The following is a 24,465-nucleotide window of genomic DNA, read 5'->3' on the forward strand; positions in this document are numbered from 1 at the left end:
TTCTCATTTAGAACAACTAAATAGCAAAGTTTCCGTCTCGCCTACATGAATGTAGATGGCTCAGCGATAGCAGGACACGAGCGTGATGTTATCACCCCTATTTTCTGACTTCAAAATAGAACATTTAATTAAGCAAATTGCTATAACTTGTTAAATCAGTCTCAATATCAAATTTGTACCTTACTCTACATATCTTTAACTTTAGTTTAAGGACCAGTTTCTACATACTTTTAAACCAGCGCTTTAGGGGCGCAGTCAACCTACTCCAAGTGGTCAAAGACATCTAGATCTTAAAAAACGATCCCCTTAAAAACCAGTGCAATACGATTAATGGCAATTACAACGTGTGTGTCGTTTTCAATCAGCGATGCTAAGTTAACAGCCAACACGTCAAAACACAGCGCAGTGGGGAGAAATATCTCCTCACTTATTAGACTACGATGATCGTATCGATAACTAAGCCAATTCGTATGATCGATTAAAAGTGAAAGTTGCAAACTCATCCCAAGTTACCAGTCATTCAACTCAAAACCCATCCTTTGTTCAAAAAACATTCTTGACATATTCACAATTCGTTAATACTGTGGAAATGCGACTTATTATTCGCAACAACAAACAATAGAAGGAATTAATTATGAAAACGATTAAAGCTAAGCTACTACGTGCACTCGGCGTTCGCAGTGCAAAACCATCCACCTCAGCGAAGTATTTCTGGCATCACTACAACAACATCTAATCAATGAAATAGAAGGAATTGACTATGAAAACACTGAAAACTAAGGTGCTTCGGGCACTGGGCATTCGCGCAACATCCCCTTCTCAGTCCAAGCGTTACCTATGGATTATGTACAACAATATCTGATTGATATTGCCTGACTAACCACAACTTAGAAGGAATTGATTATGAAAACACTGAAAACTAAGGTGCTTCGTGCACTGGGCGTTCGCGCTACCTCTGCCTCTCAGTCCAAGCGTTATTTTTGGATTATGTACAATAATATCTGATTGATATGACCTGAATAACCGCAATCTAGAAGGAATTTAACTATGAAAGCACTTAAAACAAAAGTAATGCGCGCATTGGGCCTTCGCACCGCCACTCAGTCAAAGCGCTATCTGTGGAAGTTGTATAACAACATTTAATTCCGCTCTTCAGCCCATGACCTAACCCATGGGCTGTTTCACCACCTCTCCCCAGAATGGCAACCCACAGAGCGAATAATAACAATGATGATACCCAAAGAGCGCCCTGACATTACGGCAATGAGAGAAGATTGCAGTAAGGGAAAAGAAGATTATCAGGTTGACGACCAGAGCTATGCCTTTTTTAACCCACAAAGTGCCCGGCTGGCGAATCAGCTGAACTTTGCCGACATGACCCTGCCGGAGTCCCTGTTTGATACCCAAGACGACGGTCAGCAGGCAATGAGCTGGCAGCATATTCGCAGCGGCTGGCTTAAAACCCTCAAAGAGTTAGACACTCAGGCCGCGCTCAGTCAGGTCAAACAGACAATGAAGACGCATTTACTGAGTGCCGCAGGCAAGCCTGCTAACCTGGACCTGCTGATCCAGGAATGTATTGCATTTTCTGTCCTGGACGTAATGATCTGCGATCTCACCATACAGCAGCGGGCACTGATAACCCGCCACATGCGCGCCCAGATCCAGGTGTTACTGAAACCCGAAACGCACACTCGACTGAGACAATATCCCTTGCTCTGGTATAACCTGCGTGCGGCTCAGGTGATCCGCAAGGCAATCCATAAACGCCGCAAAAGCAAGGAGCCCAGGCTCGACCTGCTACAAAGTGTTGTCGATAACTACGCTGCGCTGGGTATCGACAGAGCACTGGACGCCATGATGACCCTAGTCACCGCGATTTCCGGCCCGCCCGGCGCGGTCGCCAGTTGTATGGCAGCGCAGCTGCTGCAATCTCCCCAATGGCAAGACAAGCTTCGCACAGAACTTAACGCAGCCCCCACTCAGGTGCCCGCTCTGCCCTTTAAACACACACCGCAGTTACACTGGTTTATCAAAGAATCGCTGCGCATGTGGAGTGTTCCAATTGTATTTCGTGAGGCACGCTGTCCGTTTAGCGTGGGTAAACTGACCGTGCAGGCTGGCGATACCTTTTTTAACAGCAGCTACTTTGTGCACCGTAATGAGCAGTACTGGCCCGAGCCTCATGTGTTCGACCCACTGCGCTGGCAGCAGGCAAACGTGCAACCCAACACCTATGTGCCATTTGGCTGGAACCCACGCGCCTGTGTTGGTACGCAGCTGGGCACCAACCAGCTGGCTATCTTGTGTCAGCTGTTATTGTGTGATCTCAACATCACCCTCACGAGTCCGTCGGCGCTCGCGTTTGAAAATATGAACATCCCCTCTGTAGCCGGTTTTGAGGGCACCATTAGCGAGCAACAGGCATGAGATTAGAAGACACCGAAGAAAAATTTAACAAGCCTTTTCAGGCGCTGGACCAGGCACTGTCCAAGTGTCCTGCACACATTGAGTTTGAGCAGGACAATTACTATGTGACAGACTTTGACTCCGCGAAACAGGCGATGGGCAACCCCGACGGCAATTATGTTGAACAATCCGATTTTTTTAGCGTTAACGGCGCGATGTTTTCGACCCGGGATGTACAAATTGCCATCGGCAAAGACGCCATCCTCAGCCTCAAACGTTACTATGAGCAGCGTCGGAGCAAGATAATTGAGCAATTCAAACATCAGATAAGCCTTGGCCAGCGCTGGCCGGATAGTGCCAATGACCTGATGTACAATGCGTTTTATGACTTTCTGGTCGATAACCAGCGCAGTCCCCAGCTACGTAAACTGCTCGATCAGGTGCTCGTTTATTCTCTCTACAGTGGTCAAAAAACCCATGGGGCTGGATGGCGACGCGCCTTTATCCGCATGCGTGTGCACCGGGCACTGCGCGCAGTATTTAAAGCACGCCGCCAGCAAAGTCCGTACCAGGGCAATAACCGAGATGTGATTGACATCTTGCTGGCATCGAGCCCGGAAAACGAGTCACCCAAAGCGCTGGCACAGATTTTTTTATCCTTCTTTTTTGCCATTAACAGCTCCATGGCGTTTACCCTGGCCTGGTCTTTGTATTTTTGTGCCAAAGAGGGTGGCGTTTTGCACCCGGCCCCCTGGATTGTCAAAGAAGCTTTGAGGCTCTGGCCCGTCGCCTGGAACCTGCCCCGCACACCCAGTAAAGCCCATACTCTGGGGGAGCTGGACATTAAGCAGACGGATACCGTTACAGTCTGCCCATACGTGCTGCATCGCCATCCGGACAACTGGCCGCAACCCGAGCGCTTTTATCCGCCACGCTGGGAAGATGCCTCTGCTGACGCCCCCTATATGCCGTTTGGCTGGGGCACCCATAAGTGTATTGCCTCGGCCTTTGCACTGACCTTTACCGCAGATCTGATTGGCGCGATACAAGGCCAACAACTGACATTTGAGCAGCTGTCAGACGAGCTGCATCCGGAGCCTGCCATCGCGCCCCCCGCTTTACAGTCACGGTACACAACCCGGCCTGATCCTATCCTGAAAAAGCCCGCTCTGCGGGCCTGTTCAGCTACCCAGCTTCCTCACGTAACCTGTTGTAATAGTTATTACACGACTTTGCATCTAGAGTTTCATCAGATACCGATCGGCACAGCGCAGCTATACTCTCAGTGGGTTGGCGTGAATCGTCATGCCCGGTCGGGACAGGTAAACGGCGTAGCTGTGGCTCACGCGTCAACTGGCGGGTGAGCATGTGCGCCATTGCAGTTACCTGACAAGGAAACATAGATAAGCGGAAACCGTTATGAGCGATAAGAAAAAACGTAGTAAGCAACAACAAGGTGAACTGGTTAACCCCAAGTATCTGAATAAAAACATCAAACATGCCCCAACCGCCAACAAGGTGCAGTGCTGGACCGGTGGCGATGACTACCAGCCTATTGAGCTGGCCACTCAACGCCTCAAAGAAATGTTTGTTGAAATGGGACAAAAAACCCGTATTGAGCGTGGTCAGAAACCCGCAGAGCGGGCCGTATTTCGAAAGCAACATGGCATCGCCTATGGTACCTTCGAAGTACATGGAAAACTCGATAAAGCCCTTCAGAAAGGAGTGTTTGCCAAACCTGCCAGTTACGACTGTGTAGTACGCTTTTCCAGTGATACAACACCAGATAGCCCGGATCTGCACACCACCTTAGGGGTCGGCATCAAACTGTTTGGCGTGAAAGGCCAGAAGTTGCTGGGCGACAGCGACAATGTTGATTTTATCATGCAAAACATCGATCGCTTTTTTGCCCGCGATGCTTCTCAAATGTGTGCCTTTACCACCGCAGGTGTCATCAACCGCGATTATCCGGCTTATCTTAAAAAACACCCAAAAACGGCCGCTGTGCTTGATGCCATGACCAAGGTCGAAGCCAGCTGCCTGAGTGCGCATTATTGGGCAATACTGCCCTTTAAACTTGGCGAGCAAAATGCCGTGAAATACCGTATTCGCCCTGTGGATACCTATCGCGGTGCGCCGGCACAAGGCAATAATTACCTGGCTGATGATCTACAGATCCGCCTGCGTCAGGGTGAAGCCAAATTTGTGTTTGAGATCCAACGTCGTCCAGCCAATGCCTCAGAAGAAGACTTCCCCATCGACAACGCCATGGTGGTGTGGCCGGAAGATCAGGCACCTTTTGAACCCGTTGCCACGCTAACGCTGCCACAGCAAGATATTTGCGCCATTGGCCAGGCCGAGTTTGGTCGCAACCTCGCCTTCAATATCTGGCGGACACTGGCCGACAATGAACCTCTGGGTTCCATCGCGCAGGCACGAAAAGTGGTGTATCAGGCCAGTGCCGATACCCGCCACCAGGCCAATGGTCAGCAAATGAATGAGCCCGATGCCATTGACCCAAAGTTCACTGGTAATACGGACGAAGACAGCACCTGTATTGTGCGTGCCGGCATTTACCCACCCATAGGTGTGATGCGGGTTGGTGGCAGTAACGAATACTTTATCGGCCCGCAAGTGCCTAACCCCAAACCCCGGCTGGAAAAAGATGCCTATCGTGATGGCAAAGGGCTGCTTAAACGTCAGGCGGCCGAATTCCGTATCTATGGTTTCAATGCCGCAGGTAAGGCTGTCAAAGAGCTGACCATGGATAATGCCAAAATCAGCTGGCAGGTGCATTTGGCCAATCAAAAGTCGTCCTGGTATGAATTTCAGCTAGCCCTGGATGTACCGGAAGCGGCCGATGCGCCACCTAGCCTGCTGCGTAACGCCAACGTTGCCGATCGCAACCGCTTGCTGATCGATGGCGGCAGCCACACGCTCGATAAGCCCAAAGTGAAAAAAGGCCCGCAATTCCATGGCGAGTTTATGGGAGAAGAAGTCTATCTGGGTGAGCTTAAATCCGACAAACAGGGCCGTTTGGTTGTCCTAGGCGGCAATGGTGTATCACGTAATATCAATGGCGATATCGCAATCACCTTTGCCAACAATGAAGGCTGGCACGACGACATTTCCGACGGTCCGGTCACTGCCGAGGTAGAATATGAGGGCGTTAAGCTCCAAGTTGACCCGGCCTGGGTGGTATGTGCCCCACCTGACTATGCGCCAATGCAAAAATCCGTGCGTACCATGTGGGACTTAATGCGCTCAGTGGCCGTCAATGCCGGTATGCTCACCCGCCCGGCTCGGCCTTCTTTCAGACAGGATATTTTGCCCATTTTCGAGCGTATGACCGACTTACAATGGGTCAATGCGGGGTTTGCCGCGGGGTTTGGATTTAAAGCCCCCTTTAACTACACCAGCGAAGAATGGAAAGCCAAACTCGGCAACCCTTCCCCGGCTTATAAAGAGCTGCGTCGCACGCTGTCGAACAATTTCCGTCGCTACGGACAACCTGGCGCTCAGGCAGCGCAACTGTGGCCCTGGCTTTATGGCGATGCGTTATCGATCCCGCCGGCGGGTTCTGAGCGACAGCACTCCACGTTATCAGCACTGCAATTGTCTTTCTTAGATCAGTGGGTTGAGGGCGACTTTACGGCCGATTATATCGATCCAGCAATTTGTCCGCATGCGGCTGAGCCCAATGACATAGACAAAGTGCCGGTTGCCGAGCAACCCGATATGCTTACCCGTGGCGCATTGGATTTTTGTCTTGCTGATGCCTTCCACCCGGGGTGTGAAATGACCTGGCCTATGCGTACGGCCGGTATGTATTCAGCCCCGTTCCGTATCAAGCATGCTGACAAAGCGATCTGTAAAGACACTATCTATTATGGCGCGCAAATCAATGGCGATACCATTACACTGGCACAAGGTCCCATTCTGGGCGGCCAAGTTGCCGGGGGTATTACGCGCTGGATGGCCATTCCCTGGCAAACAGACACAGCCAGTTGCCGAGACGGCTACACACCAGAATACGACCCTTACCTGCCTACCTTCTGGCCAGCGCGGGTACCCAATAATATTCTGGATGTCGCGCGCTACGAAGAAGCAATCAACCCAGCTCTGGATGCCCAAACCCGCGTCGAGGCATTCAATTATCGCAGTGACTGGCTGGATGCTCTGCCGCTCTATGGTCAGCCTGCAACCTACACCGCACAGATCAACAGCATGATCAAAAACTTCGACAAGCTCGCTGTGGTACAGGGTCGCCCGGGCGCAACCGACGACGTCGACCTGCCCGCTAATATGCAAGTCGGTATCACGGCTGAAGATCATCGCGAGGGGCTGGCCAGCGAAGCCGAAACCACCGAACTGGGCAAACTACAAACCATTGCTGAACTAGCTGCTAATCTGGTGCCCAGCCCCGATGGCCGCGATGCAGCTCAACCGGTAATGGCAACCTCGCGTTCTCGGGTCGATCTCGGGGTCATAGAAAAGGTCAGCCGCTTTGCGGTGAACTTCCCCAAAGACTTTAAGTAAGGTCGAGCGCAATGACACAGGTAAAACACTGTCAAATTGCGATCATGGGTGCCGGGGTGGCAGGCTGTATCGCCGCCCTGGCACTGAGTCGCCACTTTCAGGTACTCTTGATTGATAAGCAAGCTGCCTGCCCCGACAAGGTTGGAGAATGCCTGCCGCCTGCTGCGGCGCGGATCCTTCGCAGCCTGGATCTGTTGCATGCTTTTGAACAGCGCCAGGATCTGCATATGCCAAACTATGGCATTCGAAGCCATTGGGGCAGTGAACATGGCCTTATCAACGATACCCTCAGTAACCCGGATGGAACGGGCTGGCAGCTTAACCGGGCCGGATTTGAAAACTGGTTACGCGAGCAGGTGACTGCGCGGGGCATAGAAACGCTCTGGCCTGCTAAGTTGCTGGATGCTCAGCCTGGCAGCGATGGTTGGCTACTGCATCTGGCTAAGCAAACACAAGTTCAGGCCAGTGCGCAAAGTATCGCGGTGCCCTGTCACTTTGTGATTGATGCAACCGGACGTCACAGTGCGTTTGCCACCAAACTCGGGCTCAAACGTAAAGTACTGGATAAGCAAATTGCACTGTGGGCCAGCCTGGATTGCGCTATGGAAAATCAACTGGCATGCATCAATACAAGCCCACAAGGGTGGTGGTATAGCGCCAAATTACCCGCGCAGCGTCGCATACTGGCACTACAAACAGACAGCGATTTACTCAAAAAAGGACTGCAACATGACCTAAGTCAGTTTTGCCGCCTGGCACGCTCACAGGCAGGGTTAAAAGCACTGCTACCAAAGGGTATTGAACAATCAGGGAGCATGCAGCTACATGGTGTGGTATCAGCCAACAGCACCTGCCTGACCCAAACCGCAGGACATCGCTGGGCCGCTTTGGGCGATGCGGCATGTAGCTTCGATCCTTTGTCTTCGCAGGGAATGTTCAATGCCATGGCAACCGCCATGCAGCTAACCAATAGCCTGGCAGGCCATGGCCTGACCGACCCCAGTGTCACGATTGAAATTGCCCGCTTGCATCAGACGCAAATCGGCGCAATCTGGCAGCACTATCTGTCTCATCGGGCGCATTATTATGGTCAGGAGCAACGCTGGCCCGATGCCCCCTACTGGCAACGTCGCCATACGCAAAAAAACGCCGAGTTCAGTTGAGCCCGGCGTGAGGTTCGCAATTCAAGTCCTTTTTAGATACCTGTCCATTTTTATATTTGCTCATTTGGGGGGAGCAAAGTGGTATTATTTTACAATCAGCTGATCTTCATAGGTGTAGATGCTGTTTGGATCTGTCAGGTTAAAGACTTTCACCGCCATGGTCTTACCTACTGCGTTTTCACACTCAAGGATTTGATATAGCACTGGATTCTTAGCCTTGTTATCTACCACAGTGTCCAGAGTGAAAACGTCAGAATGGAATGGACCCTTGCGATCTTCACCATGGAATAAGCCCAAAGACACACCGCGGTCTGCAACTATGCTACAACGCGCGTCGTTGTTTTGGTTATCAATGACCAGACGGCTGCTGATGTGATAAGCCGTGTGATAGCCATATGAGTATGGTTGATTCACGAAGTCACCAGCGGGTGTCAGCTCGATTTGCCAATCGACAACAGGCGCTCCCGGCACGTTAACCAGTACCTTGTACCAGTCACCCGCCGCATCATAACAGCTGACATGCAGTACTTTCTTTTCGGTTAGCGTCGCTTCAGGAATAGCAACGCCCATTTCAACTGTATTGCGATCCGCAATCGTCTTCACACCCAGGTTAACAATATGACGACCGTCATTTGCAGAATACAGGTTTGCAGATTCACAGTAAGCACCTTCACCACGCAGGATCAATTGCGCTTCAAAGTTATGCGCAAACTCACCGGTTAGTAATGCTGAGCTTACCGGGCCTGAGGTATAGTTAGTCAAACGCTCGTATCCGTCAGTATCAAACACATTTTGATAAGCAGTAGCCTGGCTACCAAATGCACTGAACAAAGCGACTGCAGCAAATGACAAAGATAAGGTTTTCATGGTTATGTCCTTTTAGAAAGTAACGAGTAAAAAATATTAATGATTAAACAGCGCAGCGCAGATCAACGATTAACAATCATGCCTGACCCTTGCTGGCTAACTGAGGTCACCATAGCAAGAGAAATTCGCCCCGGACAAATTTCATAAACAAGTAGGGTTACTTATCGAAAATCAAAAAATATCAAATATAATCAAAACCATAAAAATCGAACCACCTACACTCCTAAGCATTGCTCAGGGTTTCAAAACCCACCCCTAAGAGACCCTGTTTTATTCTGTTCAAAAAATAATGAAACTTCATCTGAGTCACTTTATTCCCATTTCTATAAGCTGATAATGCTTGATCTACGACAAAAAAATTTGTCATTCAGCAGCAAAATTTCTCGTCGAAGTAAAGCTTGCACGCCTACCCCATGCGCCCTACTATTTGCGTGTTTTCTGAAGATAGCCAATCCGAGTACATCGCGGTGGTGTGTTTAGCATGTCGAGTCAATGAGCCCGTCATGATGTGGTCACCCCGTGGCAAGGCAATAGAGCAACTATCCAGGATCTGTAACTAGTTCAGGTCAAGGTAATACGCTGATGCGTCATCAATACCTGAGTCACTTTGCTCAAGACCTGAGGCGTTGATCGTGTGCACCACAAACAAGCACAGATCACACTGACAGCCTGCCGGTCGTTATTCGCTGATACTATTTGGAGTCGCTATGCCTATTCAGCCGCAAGTACAAAATTTTGATATCGACGCAACTCTGGTCACCGACTTAGTTGCTCAGTATGGCTCACCCTTATTAATGCTTGATTGTGCGCAAGTGCGTGAACACTATCTGGCCCTTGCTGATGCATTGCCCGGTGTACGTTTACACTATGCATTAAAGCCTTTGCCACACCCGTCGGTAGTGCGCACTTTGCTTCAGCTTGGCGCCTGCTTTGATCTGGCAACCAGTGGCGAAGTCAATTTGGTCCGTGAGCAGGGTGTGCCGCCTGAATGCACAATCCATACCCACCCGATCAAACGTCGCAGTGACATTGTCGATGCACTGGACTACGGTTGTCAGGTGTTCGTAGTTGACAACCTGAACGAACTGGCCAAGTTTCGCGAGTTCACTGAGCAGGCTGAAGTACTGATCCGACTGAGCTTTCGCAACAGCGAAGCCTATGCTGATCTATCGAAAAAGTTCGGTTGTAGCCCGGCCGATGCAATGACGCTCATACGCCAGGCACAACAATGGGGTATTCGGGTGAAAGGTCTGTCGTTTCATGTCGGCTCACAAACGGCCAATGCAGACAAATATGTCGCGGCTATTGAAGCGTGCAAACAGCTGATGGACGACGTGGTGGCTGCCGGATTACCGGCGCTAAGCTGCCTGGACATCGGGGGGGGATTTCCGGTCTCTTATGCGAGCAACCAGGTGGATATTCGTGCCTTTTGCGCACCGATCAATGCGGCACTGGCCGAGCTGCCAGAGACAGTACAGCGGATTGCCGAGCCAGGGCGCTTTATTGTTGCCGGCGCCATGACCTGTGTTGCCTCGGTCATGGGTCAGGCACAGCGTGAAGGCCGCACCTGGTATTATCTCGATGATGGAATTTATGGCTCTTTCAGTGGGCTAATGTTTGATATGGCCTGTTACCCGTTACGCACCTTAAAAGCCGCAGATGTGGTCTACCCCAGTGTGCTGGCGGGGCCGACCTGTGACAGCATAGATGTGATATGTGATGCCGTTGAACTGCCCAAACTGGAAGACGGCGATCTGGTGATCACCCGCATGATGGGTGCATACACCAGTGCAACAGCAACCGACTTCAATTTCTTCAAACGTGCCACCACTGTGGTACTCAATGAAGTGATCCAACTTCACCAGGCCGAATTCGGCAGCTAAACGCCCACCCTTCTGAGGCCCCTTCGGGCCTCTACTTGCCGTCTAAAACCTATCGCGTAACAACATACGCATTGCTCTAATCCGCATCGTTAATAAAGTGAGATAAACCCCCTTAAGAATAAGACCAATGGCGAATAAACCTGAGTCTCACCACAATGATGACATTTAAAACAACCACTGAGCATGTCTAAGGCCTTTGTGACAGTGCTGATAGCAACATTGATTTGTATGTAAGATGCCGCAAGTCGGCCACAATACTGCCTACACCCGAAGTGCGACTGCAAAAATAACAATCCTGCGGCCTCACAGGTTCAGACCGATATCCCCTGCGCTTGCATCGACCTGACACCAGCAATCGCCTGCATAATATCCATAAAATACACATCCTCAAGCAGGGAAATCACATCATTCCATCGGGGGTTAAATTCGTTATTTTCCCAGCGTCTCAGGGTACGCTCCTCAATACCATAACTCGCGGCAGATTCGGCCTGAGTAAATCCTCTTAATTTACGCGCATACTTTAATAACTGTGCCCCCCGGGGAGCACGCAACAAATCAAATGCCTTTGCATTGTCTTGCTGCAATGATGGCACACCTCCTCCCAAAGCGAACGGGTTAATCATAGTGTCTGTTGGGATCTTGCAGTTTGCTGTGCTGGTCATATCCACTTCCTTACTTTTTTACGCAATCTTGTCTTGTTACCCATACATATTGGTGTAATTGGGTCATTATCTACTATCAGCAATGGCTGTTAACGCGGACTGAATCCTTAAAATACCGCCAATGCGTAATTTATGAAAGATGATAGTTTAGTTTTTTACGCAGATCAATGCGTAAATTTCAAATTTTTGCGTAAAAATTTGAATTGCGTTTTCCCGGTTAAGTTCCTATAATGCCTTACTGCTTAAAAATGGGACACCAGAGGCGTGGTATCAAACAATGGAAAAACAACAAAATACGGAAGCTGACAGCTCGGCATTCGCTGAACGCGTTGAATATGCAATAAAACCGCATAGCATTCGTGCCTTTGCGTCAAAAATTGATATTTCTGAAGGCACCTTAAGACGCATACTCAAAGGTGAAGATCCGAAACTGAGTATTGTTGAGCGCATTGCTCAGGTCGCCAATGTTGACCTGATGTGGCTGATCCAGGGGGAAACCGCAGCAGATTGCCCCCAATCCCCCATCATCACCCAACCTCTGGTCAAGCTCGATGAATTTAACGAAGCCTTTGTCTTAGTGCCTGGATATCATGTTTCGGTCAGTACCGGGTATGGTGCCTTTAATGATAATGCCCAGGTTGCGCGCCATCTGGCATTTAGAAAAAAGTGGATTGAGTATAAAAACCTCGATAAAAGCGAACTGGCTGTTGTGTTTGCCAAAGGTGACTCAATGGAACCGACCATCCACAACAACAACACCATTTTGGTCGATCTGAGCGATAAAAAGCTCAGCGAAGGCCTGATCTATGTGGTCCGGCTGGGTGAAGAGTTATATGCCAAACGGTTACAACAGTATCTGGATGGCTCAGTTAGACTGATCAGTGATAACAAAGAATATGTCGAACAGGTGGTGCGTGCAGACGAACTTGAGCAACTGGAAATCATCGGTAAAGTGGTGTGGATTGGTAAAGATTTGGCATAACGAAGCTACCAAAGGTCACTAACGCACCGAATTTCCTTACCTCAAAAAGAATACTGAAATATCAGGTCAGTACCAACGGCCCCGTTCTTTTTCGCTTGTGACTATGTCACCCTGATACAGTTGATTGCGCCCTGCGCCTCCGTTCAGGGTGTCGTAACCCGCACCACCGGCCAGGATATCATTGCCCTCTTTGCCTTCCAGTACATCTTTGTCACCGCCGCCGTTGAGGGTATCATCGCCAGGCCCACCCACCAGCTTATCACGCCCGGCAAAGCCACTTAATTCATCATTGCCAGCACCACCAAATAGCCTATCTCCGCTGCGGCCTCCCATGACCTCATCATCACCGTTACCTGCCCAGATATGCTGCGCTATCGTAATAGTACGACCATCGTAATTGTCATCACCGTCGCCCAGATAAACCTGAACTTGCTCAACCTGGCTGGCATAAATAAACACACAACTGGCACTGTCTGACGTCGCCCGCATCACTTTAATACGCCGACCGTCTCGTGTCAGGCGGTATGTTTCGGCCTCAGCAGTGCCAACAATATTCAGTACAACCAGGTATTTTGCTGATTTCGCCGTTCTCAAAGCCATACGTTTGACCTCAACAACAGCGCCCCCACTGAGGCCGGTACACACACCATCTGATGCAATAGCAATGCGCGTATCAGCAAAACTCAACGCGCTCAGTAACAGTGCAAACAAACCATACTTGTTCATATCCCTATCCCTCTCATAGTCCCACTCACTCGGGCTGGTTGACAGCGCAGCAGCGACATCAGCGACATCAGCCAAAACTGCTGTTATTTTAACCATAGAGTGTGGACACAATGTGCAGATATCACACAGGGTTCAGGTTGTAGACCCGCTGTAAGTCATAGCTATACGATTAATACTTCCAACCTCAGCAATGGCACCATACTGATAAGTAAACACTTCTAGCATAGCATCTAGTGGATGAGATGCTGTTCACACAAAGTGCCCAGATACTTGTGGCTATGACAGCGCCCTGAGAAGCGTTAACTGCGCCTTTCCTCATCACAAAATATTTTAATGCACAACCTTACGATTACTGATGCATGACGGTACAGCGGAGCTTATAAAATCAATAACACGAGAAAAATTTATGGACTTATTTCTAAAGTAGAAAATCAAAATGAGGGACTTTGATTCGCAAACTGGCAAACTGGCCCCACTGAATAAACAGGGTTTTCATTTGCTGCAATGGGAAGAACCTCTGCGCATAACCATTCGCAGAAACTTAACCTATAACCATCAACAATGAGTTCAAAGCGTTATCAGAACGCCATCCACATGATTCATATCCTTGTATGTGAGTACGGCTAACAGCAAAAATGAGCCCTGATTTCAAGGGCTCAGGTGACATTACACAATGCAGCGTGTATTAACACATACACTGCCAGAATTGATTGCCCGTTTCAGACTCAGCCGGGCGACAACGGTAAGTATATGGAGCACCACCCGCGATGTTTGGCGTTTGTTGCTGTGCAAGCTGTTGTGTTTCTGTCAGACGTTTCAATGCAGACTTCTTAATTTGTAGTTTCATATTCATTTCCTTGAGTTGAATTTTTTATGATCATTAATGTGATGATCAAAAATAAACTGACACCCTGCGGACAAAAAATCAACAACTTTATTACTTTTTCATGAATCATCCGTCATCCACTCAGCCATTCTGGCGATAACCTCCTCTTCACTCAAATCTTCCTGATGCGTCCCTATGGTCCAAACGTGGCCGAATGGGTCCTGTAATGTACCCGCTCGGTCACCATAAAACTGATCGACCACAGGGCGAAGCTCTGTGGCACCAGCGGCAATCGCCTGGGCAAAGGTACTGTCAACGTCAGGCACATAAAACATCAAGCTCACGGGCGTACCACCGAGCTGCTTCGGGCTCTTGAAATGGGCATCCGGGCACATATCAGACAGCATCAGATGGGAGTCACCGATTTTAAGCTCAGCATGCGCCACACCACCGCCCGGCATAGGCAATTGCATTATCAGCTCAGCGGCGAAGGCTTTACGGTAAAAGTCTATCGCCTGAGCCGCATTCTCGGTTATCAAATAGGGCGTCAGGGCATGGTAACCATCCGGTATCGCTGAAACTGTCATGGTGATTTCCTCACAGGTTACGGGCAGTATCACACTTTGTCTGTTTGTCGTTACCTATCGCCGGTAATCGCGATACTGCTCGTCAGGCAAACGGTACATTTAAAGCTAGCCTAGTTCAGTGAAATGTCGAATTGTGACAGCGTTGAGAGAATTCGCTTTACAGTGTGTTCATCGCTTTTTCACCACGACAAAAAGCGCTAAACTAAGCGCTTTTGACGCCTTATACAGTGAGAGCATGATGCAACGTAAAAAGCTGGTAAACCACCTCAATGAATATCTTAAGCCGTTCCAGATCAAAGACTACTGCCCGAATGGCTTGCAGGTCGAAGGCAAGCCTGAGATCCGAAAGGTCATCACCGGCGTTACAGCCAGCCAGGCCCTCATCGATGCAGCCATTGAAAAACAAGCAGATGCCATACTGGTTCATCACGGCTACTTCTGGAAAGGCGAAGACCAAACCGTAACCGGTATGAAAAAACGCCGACTCCAGGCCCTGCTCGCACATGATATTAACCTGCTGGCCTATCATCTGCCGCTGGATGTGCACCCAGAAGTGGGCAATAACGCGCAGCTGGGTAAGTTGCTTGAGCTGACATTAGAACGTCCACTGGAGCCCTGGAACAGCAACAGTGTTGCGGTAAAAGGCAAACTCAGTGAACCCATGTCTGCAACCGACTTTGCTGCTTTAATTGAGCAAAAACTGGGACGCAAGCCGCTTGTAAATCAGGCAGGCGATCACCTGATAAAAACCATTGCCTGGTGCACAGGTGGTGGACAGAGCTTTATCGACCTGGCTGCCAGTCAGGGGGTCGATGCCTACCTGACCGGCGAGGCGTCAGAACAAACCATTCACTCATCCAATGAGCAGCAGATCCACTTCTTCGCAGCCGGACACCATGCAACGGAGCGTTACGGTGCCAAAGCACTGGGCGAGTATCTGGCCGCCCAGTTTAACCTGGACGTTGAGTTTGTTGATATCGATAACCCAGTGTGATCTATGGCTAAGCACAAACAACGGACCCTCAACCGAAATGAGGACCGCAATTTCGGCGAGCTCACTAGCAAATTTAAAAACAACATTTACGGCACCACAAAGGGTAAGCTGAGAGAGGCTGTGTTGCAGCGCGATCTCACTCAGCACGTGCCCTGGCTCGGAGTTGACCTGGATAAAACTGTACTTGATGTAGGTGGTGGCCAAGGTCAGCTAGCACTGTATCTGGCCCAGCTCGGGCACGCTGTAACACTCGTCGATATCTCTGAAGAGATGCTGGCACAGGCACAACGTCAGGCCGACGCAGCGGGCGTGAGCGAGCGGATAACCCTGATCCATGCTCCGCTTCAGGCACTCCCGGATCTGGCACTCGGCCAGTTTGATCTCGTGATGTGTCATGCCGTGTTGGAGTGGTTGAGTGAGCAACAGCAAGCTTTATCACTGTTGACACAGCGACTGACGCCACGTGGGTTTTTATCACTGATGTACTACAATCGTGCCGCTCAGCGCATGGCCAATATGGTCTATGGTAATTTTGATTACGTGCGCAATGGACTCAAGGTAAAGCAAAAGGTCGGATTGAGCCCGAATCGTCCACTTGAACCGTCTGACGTCGAGCATTGGCTGAGCCAGCTACCGCTGCAAAAACAAGTGCAATCAGGGGTACGGTGTTTTCATGATTACTTGCGCGATACAAGTAAAGCCAGTGATGAATTTGATGCATTACTGGAGTTGGAGCTGAAGTACAACCAGCAGGAGCCTTATGCCTCACTCGGCAGATATACGCACCTGGTGCTAAAGCACCTCAGCACCCCCTCAGATGCATAAAAAAGACCCTGGCACCGATTACAAGTGCCAGGGCCGAGACATGTGTCCAGGTCTTTAATCCTGTCGTCATACACTCACATTGCTCAGCAAGTGCATGTCAATGCCAAAGGTCGGGAGAGCAACAATTTAACCGTGGCACAGCACTGTAAAAAAGTCATCAATTATCCTTTGAATCATTTGGAAAAGCATTATTTTCATACACTTACAATGATTTATTTCTTTGCAAAGTGCGATAATATCTGGCCATACAACTGGGGCCGTTCAGTGGCAACCCCCTGCCCACCACTGGTTTTAATCACTTCAAGCATCTCCTGATTGTCAATCAGGGTATAAAAATAATAAGGCGTATGATCGCCCTCAGATCTAAGGTGTTGCAACAACTTCAATCCCGCCAGAGGCTCCTGTGCCCGACCCATATCTGAAATAATCAAATTGTATTCGTACATCTGCAATAGCAATAATGCTTCTTCACTGGATTTCACGGTATACACACCAATATGGTGGCGCTCAAAGTAGCGTTTTTCCTGCAGGTTATTCGTCGGATTGTCATCCACCCACAGTATTCGCCCAATCGCATCACTCGGCTCGCCGTAATGTAATCTCGGCGTCTGTTCTGTGCTGTGTGTCATCAACCCAACAAAGCACAGACAGGCAATCACCAATACAGGTAACCAATATCGTGCTGGTAAAGTGTTATCGCTTTGGGGAGATACCACCTGCGTAGACTGCTCGTTCACCTGCGGCGTCTGTGCGCTCATTAAGGCGCTAGTTAACGGATGCTCACTGACCTCAATTGCGGGTGCAAACCGGTAGCCCTGTCCACGCACGGTAACGATACAGTTTTGCTGTAAGCCTGCACGGTTTAACTGGCTGCGCAGATCGGAGACCAGCTTTGGTAGCGACCAGTCGGATACGACGGTATTTGGCCACAGCAATTTAACCAGATCGGCATGAGAACAAACCTGCGGCCGGCGCTGCAAAAGGCAGTGGAGAAGCATAAAGGCGCGGTCGTCTAATTGTGTCGACCGCTCATCGATAATGACGCACTGCGTCGCAATATTCAAACGCGCGTTGGCGAATTGAAATTCCATAACCCTGACAATATTCTTGTTATTATCGCACCAGCCTAGCGGATTTTTTATTCACATGCTAGTTACATGCACTTGAATAGTTATCAACTTTGGTCTTACTGGTACTGTGATTTATACTGAAAAAATCAATTTATAATTATTAAAATCAAACAACTAAGTATTTTATTCAAGCCACTCAAAAGCACGCTTTAAAAAGGCAACAGCGTCTTTTTCAACGATCAAACCATGCGCCATGATCAGGCGCTCGGGTGCCCAATCCAGGATGGTGTTCAGGTGCGTCCTTGCCGTGTCATGATGAAAGATAAAACTTAGTCGCCAGTCCAGTGGAGTCTGACCTTCGGGTGCCACTACGCCAGCGCCTTTCGCCACAAAACGCTGGAATATATTCAGGCTGTTAGGATCAAAGTTCTCTATAAGGTCTGTGACCAGCAAAGTGCAACTTTGCGGGTGGAAAAACACCGCCTCTTCCATTGCTGGTGAGCCGGTAAAAAGCAGTGTTTTTAGGGTATTATCCCAGGGATAATGCTGTCCATTATCGAGGATCCCATCAAAGCTAAGTGTCTTGCACTTCTCTTTTACCTCTTGGGTGCCAAATGTTTGTGCTTCCGGATAGGTCTCCTGCCAGGGCGACATGAACAAATGGTGCAGATGATTGGGTGCCAACAGGTAAAGTACAGGTCCAAGCGCATCCACTTGCGCTCGCAATTCAGGCGTCAGGCGGATTGGACTATGCACCCAAAGTCCACCGCATGGCAAACGTATTATGGTCATCCGGGTAGTGAAAGGCATGGTAAAAAACGACACGGCTTCACCGTCGAAGATCCAGATATTTTCGTCCAGCTGTCTCATATTAATCTCCCTGGGGACCTAATTTCCCCTTATCAAACTTATCTAATATAAGAAAAAGTAATGGGATTAGAGACTAACACACCTGATGATATTTTACCCAACACACTTCATAGCAAGGCCAAATAACCCGTACATTTAACTTTACTGACAGACGTCTTTGAGTATTTGTGCCCCCAGATCTCGCATGATCTGTGGCTCCGGGTGGGTATGCGCAAAAGTACGTAATCCATAAATACTGACAATGAGGCTACGCGCCCTATCCAAAGCACTGCGCTTGCCAGCCAGTTCTCCCTGCTCAGCAATACGCTCAAATACTGCGCAAAGAGCATTACGCCACATCGCACATTGCTCACTGAGGATAGCTTGTGCCTCTTCATCTTGCTCGGCCAATTCGTTTAGCGCTTTTTGTGTCAGGCATAATTTTTGTGGATCATAACTCACACATTCCTCCACAACATGCGTCAAATATGCTTCCAGCCCGGCACTGGCAGAGGGGTGTTGTGAAAACAGCGCCTGTAACTCATCGCTGCGATCTCGGTTATATTGCTCCAGTGCCGCCAGCAGCAGTCCTCGCTTGTTTTGAAACGCACAGTAAATGGAACCCGGGTGCAATCCAGTTGCTGCTTTGAGATCCTGCATACTGGTTTTTGCGTACCCCTTTTCCATAAAAGCCGTCATCGCGGCTCTGAGTACCTGCTCTTTATCAAATTCAGCACTGCGCATTCATTACTCTCCTCATCAAACGTACTGCATTTTACTCATTTTTGAACATTTGTTCAAAATATACTTGAACGATCATTCAAATGATCATATCTTGAATAAGCATTCAAAAACTAACTGGGTCCTACTATGACGAGCAAACTGTTTGAAACTTATGCATTAAATGATCAAATTTCACTTCAAAATCGTATTTTGATGGCGCCGCTTACCCGCTGTATGGCAGATGATAAATTGGTGCCAACTGATGCAATGGCCGACTATTATGCGCGCCGTGCCGATGCAGGCCTTATTATCTCCGAAGCCACCATCATTCGTCCAGACGCTCAGGGCTACCCGAACACACCTGGCCTGTTTACGAGCGAACAAATTGACGGATGGCGCAAAGTAACCGATGCAGTGCATGCTAAGGGGGGTAAGATTTTTGCCCAGCTATGGCATACCGGTCGGGTGGCTCACCCTCACTTTTTTGACGGTGATAAAGTACTGGCACCCAGTGCAGAGAAAGTGGAAGGTACAGTGCCCCGCATGCGGGATTTGAGCTACATCACACCAACTCCGGCGACACTTGATGACATCACTCAGCTGGTAGCAGATTATTCACAGGCCGCCAGTAATGCAATTGACGCGGGTTTTGATGGCATTGAAATTCATGCAGCCAACGGTTATCTGATTGACCAGTTTTTACATTATGAAAGTAATACACGCACCGATGAGTATGGTGAAACCCCTGAAAATATGAGTCGCTTTGCCCTGCAAGTTATCGACGCCATCACAGACCGTATTGGCGCAGAGCGCACAGCTGTGCGTCTGACGCCTGGCGCTTACTTCAATATGCAAGCTGATCCGCGTGATAAATCGGTCTTTGATTACCTGCTGGCACAACTGGAACAGCGTACACTGGCATTCGTGCACATAGGTATCTTTGATGATGCTATGGAATTTGACTTCCTAGGTGGGCGCGTTTCTGATTACGTCAGAGCAAACTACAGTAAAACGCTCGTCGGTGTGGGCGGCTTTACACCACAATCAGGTGAACAAGCGCTGCGTGACGAACGTTTTGACTTACTGGCTATAGGCAGGCCTTTTATTGCCAATCCGGATTATGTTGAAAAAGTCAGACAAGGCGAAACGCTGACGCCCTATTCTGAAGAAATGTTGGCAACCTTAGTGTAACCAGCTGACAGAATATAAACAGGTGCGGATGATCATCTTCCGCACTGTTTCTCCGATTTCGGTGATTACTGCTCGGTCTTTGTGGTGCCGGACATAATCACGGGAAGCTCAGCAGCTTGCCAGTCACGAAAGTCACCACTGAGGTGCAACAGGCTAAAGCCCTGCTCAGCTAACACTTGTTCAAAAATCGCTGCACGACGCCCGGAACGACAATAGACCACCAGCGTTTGAGGTTTTAGCGTATCCAGTAAAGATTGATGTTGTGAGATCTGGTCAAACGGAATATTAATGGCTCCTTTGAGATGCCCAGCCTCGAACTCATTTGGGCTTCTGACATCTACTGTGACATGCGCCCGGGCTGACATCTGATTACGCAGCAGTGCCTGCTGACTAATGATATCGGTTGCTGCTTGTGCAACGAAACAAAACACACTGAGCAACACAAAAATACTCGTCCTTACCACATAACCCTCTCTACTTCTTAGACTTGTCAGTAATTGATAGCGTAGCAAAAAAGCCCGTTATCCACCTAAAGAATAATTTAATTTAAAAAGCAAAAAAGTAGGAATAAAAACCTTTCTTAGTTTAGATTTACCCGCAACAGGCACATCGCGCAAGATGGGAATTTTTCATACGGAAGGCTTACCATTTATTTTACAATTACTTAGTTATTTGATCTGGCTCATTGGTAAGACAACTAAGGCTATAGTCTAATACTCAGCAGCTTGTTTTACTCCTATTACTAATACTTTAAAGATAGTGAGCACTTGGCAGATCAGTGAAAAAGAAACATCAGAGCAAAACTTGAGCTTTTACTCTATTTTGCTATATTTTTTATCAAACCTGAGATAGCTATACCTTACCCCTCAATAAGGGACAGAACAAAAATAACGAATAAACAGATGAAAATTTGTCTTGGGAATTAAATATATCGGTTATGAATTCGTCACAATGGCGAATGACAATAACATCAGTTCGTAAACCTTTTCGGTTGTATTAAACCCAACCGGAAACGTGGCTTAGAAGTGCGATAGTTGAGCCGCCTTAAGTTCGGAAGAGCAATATGGAAAGCAAAAAAATCGCAGTCGTCACTGGTGCACTGGGTGGCATCGGTTCAGCTATCGTTAAAGAGCTGGTAAATGCAAACTGTTTTGTTGTGGCTGTTGCCAGCCCACGACGTACCTCAGCGGATATTGACGCCTGGCTCAATGAGCAGTCGATCAACCCAGCTGCGGTACATGGCATATTCCTGGATGTAACTGATCATCAGGCGTGCCAGGAACAGCTCGATGACGTCATTGACCAGTTTGGTCATATCGATATTCTGGTCAACAATGCAGGCATCACACGGGATACCTCATTTAAAAAGATGACCCTGACACAGTGGCAGGAAGTTATCGACACCAACTTTAACTCTATGTTCAACATGACTCACCCGGTCTTTGCACACATGTGTGCAAACAAATCAGGCCGCATCATCAATATTTCCAGCGTGAACGGCCAAAAAGGCCAATTTGGCCAGGCTAACTATTCAGCAGCCAAAGCTGGAATGATCGGCTTCAGCAAAGCGCTGGCTTACGAAGGCGCCCGCGCAGGCGTAACCGTAAACGTGGTTGCCCCTGGCTATACGGCCACCCCTATGGTTGAAAAAATGCGTGAAGATGTGCTCGAAAGCATCAAGGCACAAGTGCCGATGCAGCGCTTAGCCACGCCACTCGAAGTGGCTCAGTCGGTCGCTTACCTGGCGTCTGATCAGGCAGGCTATATCACAGGTGAAACGCTGGCGATTAACGGCGGACTTTATATGAACTAAGCGGCGTATATCAGGATTGAGCCTACGCTCTGAAGTACCTGGGCAGTAACGCTACCTATACGGACTTTTTTGATAAACAGGAAGCACACCATGTACAACGATCTAATGAAAACTTTTACTGAGCAAAGCGAGCAGTTTTTCTCTCCGGCCATCAAGTTCAACCAACTGGTTGCTAAAAACATTGAGCAACTGGCTCAGATCCAGCTTGATGCAACAGAGAGCTTTACTAAAACTTCTGTTGAGCAGCTGAAAACAGCCGCTGAAGTAAAAGATGTTAAATCTTTCATCGACTTCAATGCAAGCCAGCTCACAGCAATGAACAAGCTGAGCCAGCAAATGATCGACGATGGTCAGAAGCTGACTCAACTTGGCAACGAGTTCAAAGAGCACCTTGACGCAATTTCTAAAGACAGTGTTAAAACCACTGCAAAAGCTTAATCGCTGTCGCCTGCCCCTGCCTATTGCAGGGGCATTTTTTTAGCCTGTTTTTTGTAGTGGCTGATCCGCTATACCAAACACGACACAAGACACGTGCAATCAATTTGCCTATTAGGACACGAGTAATGGATACCGATAACACAGATCTTAATAAAACGCTGACGGCCTGGTGGCAGTACAATCAAGATCTCTACACTATATTCAGTAATAACCTGCTCAAAGAAAACCCCGTTCAACAAGCCCTGAACGAGCAAAGTGCCCGGGATTTTGGTGTCTGGTTGAACGAAATAGCGAAGCAGCCAGAAACCTTTGTTCAGCATCAGTTTGACTGGTGGCAGGAACAAATCAAAATTATGCAACAAACCTGGGGACAGGGGTTCGACACCGAACAACCTGATATCATCGAAACAGAGCGTGGGGATCGCCGTTTCAAGGCCGATGAATGGCGTGATAACCCTTGGTTTAATTACATTAAACAAAGCTATTTGCTATTTGGTCAGTCTTTACTGTCGTCTATCCGTGAAACACCGGGACTGGATGACAAACTCAAAGAGCGTCTGGAGTTTTTTGCCCGCCAGGTGGTGAACTCTATCTCCCCGAGCAACTTCATTTCCACTAACCCTGAGCTGCTTAAGCTGACGTTAGATTCAAAAGGTGAAAACCTGATCAAAGGGCTGGACATGTTTAAAAAAGACCTGGCCAAAAGCGGTGACATGCTGCGGATCAGCATGACTGACGAACACGCTTTTGAGCTGGGTAAAGACATCGCGACCACCCCTGGACGCGTGGTATTCCAGAATCATTTATTCGAACTTATTCAGTATGATGCCACCACCAAAGATGTATTCAAAACGCCTTTGCTGATCGTGCCGCCTTATGTCAATAAATACTATATTCTGGATCTGAAACAGCAGAACTCACTGGTGAAATGGTCTGTTGATCAGGGCCATACTGTGTTTATGATTTCTTGGAAAAACCCGGATGCCAGTATGGCTGATGTGGGTTTTGAAGACTACATTGTAGATGGGGTCATTGCGGCACTGGATGCCATTGAAAAGCAAACCGGTGAAGCCTATGTCAATGCCGTAGGCTACTGCATTGCAGGTACTTTGGTCACCACAGCGATGGCGTACTTTGTTTCGAAACGTATGAAGCACCGTATTAAGAGTGCAACCTTATTAACGACCCTGTTGGATTTCTCACAGCCAGGTGAGATTGGCGTGTTTGTCAATGAGCCAACGATTTCTGCGCTGGAAAAATACAACCTTCAAAATGGCATCATGCATGGTCACCTGCTGGGTGTTTCTTTTAGCATGCTGCGCGAAAACAGTCTGTACTGGAATTACTACGTTAATAACTACCTCAAAGGTGAGGCCCCCATGGATCTGGACCTGCTGTACTGGAACGGCGACAGCACCAACCTCACCGCAAAATGTCATAACTTCATGCTGCGCGACCTGTATCTGGAAAACCGCCTCGTACAACCTCGCGAAATTGAAGTCAGAGGCACCAAGATAGACCTCAGTAAAGTCAAACAGCCTGTGTACATGTTATCAACACGGGATGACCATATCGCCCTGTGGCAGGCTACTTTCCAGGGCATTCAGCACACCAGCGCAAAAACCACATTTGTACTGGGTGAATCTGGCCACATTGCTGGTGTGATCAACCCACCAGCCGCGGAAAAATATGGTTTCTGGTATGGCCCGGAAGCAACCGGTGAAGCCAATGCCTGGTTGGACAAGGCCAAGCATCAGAGTGGCTCATGGTGGCCACACTGGGGTAAATGGTTAAGCCAGTATGTGGACGAGAAAGTGCCCAAGCGCGTCACCAGCAGCAAAACCAATCCAGGCATTTATGCTGCGCCCGGAGAATACGTTAAAGTTAAAATCTAATCGACTAAGAGGCTGCCAATTGG

Annotated in this window: 21 protein-coding genes; 12 read left to right on the top strand and 9 right to left on the bottom strand. The window is 48.7% G+C overall.

Annotated features, from left to right (window positions below; translation table 11 throughout):
- Nucleotides 1-1,227 precede the first annotated feature (1,227 nt).
- Genes IY568_RS05080 through IY568_RS05095 form a run of 4 tightly spaced genes read left to right on the top strand, consistent with a single transcriptional unit; the run spans nucleotide 1,228 to nucleotide 8,111 of the window.
- Entirely contained in the window at nucleotides 1,228-2,430 is a 1,203-nt protein-coding gene (locus IY568_RS05080; RefSeq protein WP_194866920.1) for a cytochrome P450, read from the top strand.
- Complete coding sequence (locus IY568_RS05085; RefSeq protein ID WP_194866921.1) at nucleotides 2,427-3,773, top strand: cytochrome P450; 1,347 nt, start codon at nucleotides 2,427-2,429, stop codon at nucleotides 3,771-3,773. The genes IY568_RS05080 and IY568_RS05085 overlap by 4 nt, the downstream gene beginning before the upstream one ends.
- Before the next feature lie 55 nt (nucleotides 3,774-3,828).
- On the top strand, nucleotides 3,829-6,948 hold the full coding sequence (locus IY568_RS05090; RefSeq protein ID WP_194866922.1) for a LodA/GoxA family CTQ-dependent oxidase: 3,120 nt from the start codon (nucleotides 3,829-3,831) through the stop codon (nucleotides 6,946-6,948).
- Nucleotides 6,949-6,959: 11 nt separating this feature from the next.
- Nucleotides 6,960-8,111: a tryptophan 7-halogenase gene (locus IY568_RS05095; RefSeq protein ID WP_194866923.1), complete on the top strand. Its 1,152-nt coding sequence runs from the start codon at nucleotides 6,960-6,962 to the stop codon at nucleotides 8,109-8,111.
- 84 nt (nucleotides 8,112-8,195) lie between these two features.
- On the opposite strand, the gene IY568_RS05100 is transcribed toward IY568_RS05095, so the two are convergent.
- Entirely contained in the window at nucleotides 8,196-8,978 is a 783-nt protein-coding gene (locus tag IY568_RS05100; RefSeq protein WP_125559838.1) for a hypothetical protein, read from the bottom strand.
- A gap of 707 nt (nucleotides 8,979-9,685) precedes the next feature.
- Here IY568_RS05100 and IY568_RS05105 point away from each other — a divergent pair.
- Nucleotides 9,686-10,861, top strand: coding sequence for a type III PLP-dependent enzyme (locus IY568_RS05105; RefSeq protein WP_194866924.1), 1,176 nt, complete (start codon nucleotides 9,686-9,688; stop codon nucleotides 10,859-10,861).
- A 311-nt stretch (nucleotides 10,862-11,172) separates the two neighbouring features.
- Here IY568_RS05105 and IY568_RS05110 read toward each other — a convergent pair whose 3' ends face one another.
- The gene (locus tag IY568_RS05110; RefSeq protein WP_228553133.1) at nucleotides 11,173-11,523 is read right to left on the bottom strand and encodes a helix-turn-helix domain-containing protein; all 351 of its coding nucleotides are present in this window, start codon (nucleotides 11,521-11,523) and stop codon (nucleotides 11,173-11,175) included.
- 277 nt (nucleotides 11,524-11,800) lie between these two features.
- On the opposite strand from IY568_RS05110, the gene IY568_RS05115 reads away from it, so the two are divergent.
- Nucleotides 11,801-12,505: an XRE family transcriptional regulator gene (locus IY568_RS05115; RefSeq protein ID WP_125559830.1), complete on the top strand. Its 705-nt coding sequence runs from the start codon at nucleotides 11,801-11,803 to the stop codon at nucleotides 12,503-12,505.
- 66 nt (nucleotides 12,506-12,571) lie between these two features.
- Here the strand turns inward: IY568_RS05115 and IY568_RS05120 are convergent, their stop codons facing one another.
- The 3 genes from IY568_RS05120 to IY568_RS05130 all read right to left on the bottom strand — a co-directional run bounded on the left by IY568_RS05120 (nucleotide 12,572) and on the right by IY568_RS05130 (nucleotide 14,644).
- Nucleotides 12,572-13,231 carry a calcium-binding protein gene (locus IY568_RS05120; RefSeq protein WP_164517519.1) on the bottom strand — a complete coding sequence of 220 codons (660 nt, stop codon included), beginning with the start codon at nucleotides 13,229-13,231 and terminating at the stop codon, nucleotides 12,572-12,574.
- A 685-nt stretch (nucleotides 13,232-13,916) separates the two neighbouring features.
- Nucleotides 13,917-14,078: a hypothetical protein gene (locus IY568_RS05125; RefSeq protein WP_164487840.1), complete on the bottom strand. Its 162-nt coding sequence runs from the start codon at nucleotides 14,076-14,078 to the stop codon at nucleotides 13,917-13,919.
- A gap of 98 nt (nucleotides 14,079-14,176) precedes the next feature.
- Complete coding sequence (locus IY568_RS05130; protein ID WP_125559826.1) at nucleotides 14,177-14,644, bottom strand: VOC family protein; 468 nt, start codon at nucleotides 14,642-14,644, stop codon at nucleotides 14,177-14,179.
- 238 nt (nucleotides 14,645-14,882) lie between these two features.
- On the opposite strand from IY568_RS05130, the gene IY568_RS05135 reads away from it, so the two are divergent.
- Together IY568_RS05135 and IY568_RS05140 are read left to right on the top strand one after the other, a co-directional pair.
- Entirely contained in the window at nucleotides 14,883-15,638 is a 756-nt protein-coding gene (locus IY568_RS05135; protein ID WP_125560227.1) for a Nif3-like dinuclear metal center hexameric protein, read from the top strand.
- Between the two features lie 3 nt (nucleotides 15,639-15,641).
- Nucleotides 15,642-16,463: a methyltransferase domain-containing protein gene (locus tag IY568_RS05140; protein ID WP_194866925.1), complete on the top strand. Its 822-nt coding sequence runs from the start codon at nucleotides 15,642-15,644 to the stop codon at nucleotides 16,461-16,463.
- Between the two features lie 212 nt (nucleotides 16,464-16,675).
- On the opposite strand, the gene IY568_RS05145 is transcribed toward IY568_RS05140, so the two are convergent.
- From IY568_RS05145 to IY568_RS05155, 3 genes are all read right to left on the bottom strand, one after another.
- Nucleotides 16,676-17,554, bottom strand: coding sequence for a winged helix-turn-helix domain-containing protein (locus IY568_RS05145; RefSeq protein WP_125559822.1), 879 nt, complete (start codon nucleotides 17,552-17,554; stop codon nucleotides 16,676-16,678).
- Nucleotides 17,555-17,716: 162 nt separating this feature from the next.
- Complete coding sequence (locus IY568_RS05150; RefSeq protein WP_194866926.1) at nucleotides 17,717-18,403, bottom strand: DUF4336 domain-containing protein; 687 nt, start codon at nucleotides 18,401-18,403, stop codon at nucleotides 17,717-17,719.
- Nucleotides 18,404-18,544: 141 nt separating this feature from the next.
- Nucleotides 18,545-19,126, bottom strand: coding sequence for a TetR/AcrR family transcriptional regulator (locus IY568_RS05155; protein ID WP_125559817.1), 582 nt, complete (start codon nucleotides 19,124-19,126; stop codon nucleotides 18,545-18,547).
- A 126-nt stretch (nucleotides 19,127-19,252) separates the two neighbouring features.
- Between IY568_RS05155 and IY568_RS05160 the strand changes: the two genes are divergently transcribed.
- Entirely contained in the window at nucleotides 19,253-20,296 is a 1,044-nt protein-coding gene (locus tag IY568_RS05160) for an alkene reductase (protein WP_125559815.1), read from the top strand.
- A gap of 65 nt (nucleotides 20,297-20,361) precedes the next feature.
- Here the strand turns inward: IY568_RS05160 and IY568_RS05165 are convergent, their stop codons facing one another.
- Nucleotides 20,362-20,760: a rhodanese-like domain-containing protein gene (locus tag IY568_RS05165; RefSeq protein WP_194866927.1), complete on the bottom strand. Its 399-nt coding sequence runs from the start codon at nucleotides 20,758-20,760 to the stop codon at nucleotides 20,362-20,364.
- Between the two features lie 599 nt (nucleotides 20,761-21,359).
- Between IY568_RS05165 and IY568_RS05170 the strand changes: the two genes are divergently transcribed.
- The 3 genes from IY568_RS05170 (at nucleotide 21,360) to phaC (ending at nucleotide 24,442) form a co-directional block, all read left to right on the top strand.
- The gene (locus tag IY568_RS05170) at nucleotides 21,360-22,109 is read left to right on the top strand and encodes an SDR family oxidoreductase (RefSeq protein WP_125559813.1); all 750 of its coding nucleotides are present in this window, start codon (nucleotides 21,360-21,362) and stop codon (nucleotides 22,107-22,109) included.
- Nucleotides 22,110-22,199: 90 nt separating this feature from the next.
- A complete protein-coding gene (locus IY568_RS05175; protein WP_010382711.1) occupies nucleotides 22,200-22,547 on the top strand; it encodes a phasin family protein in 348 nt (115 codons plus the stop codon).
- A gap of 125 nt (nucleotides 22,548-22,672) precedes the next feature.
- On the top strand, nucleotides 22,673-24,442 hold the full coding sequence (gene phaC / locus IY568_RS05180) for a class I poly(R)-hydroxyalkanoic acid synthase (protein WP_125559811.1): 1,770 nt from the start codon (nucleotides 22,673-22,675) through the stop codon (nucleotides 24,440-24,442).
- Nucleotides 24,443-24,465 lie beyond the last annotated feature (23 nt).

This window comes from Pseudoalteromonas sp. PPB1, assembly GCF_015356275.1.
GTDB lineage: Bacteria > Pseudomonadota > Gammaproteobacteria > Enterobacterales > Alteromonadaceae > Pseudoalteromonas > Pseudoalteromonas rubra_D.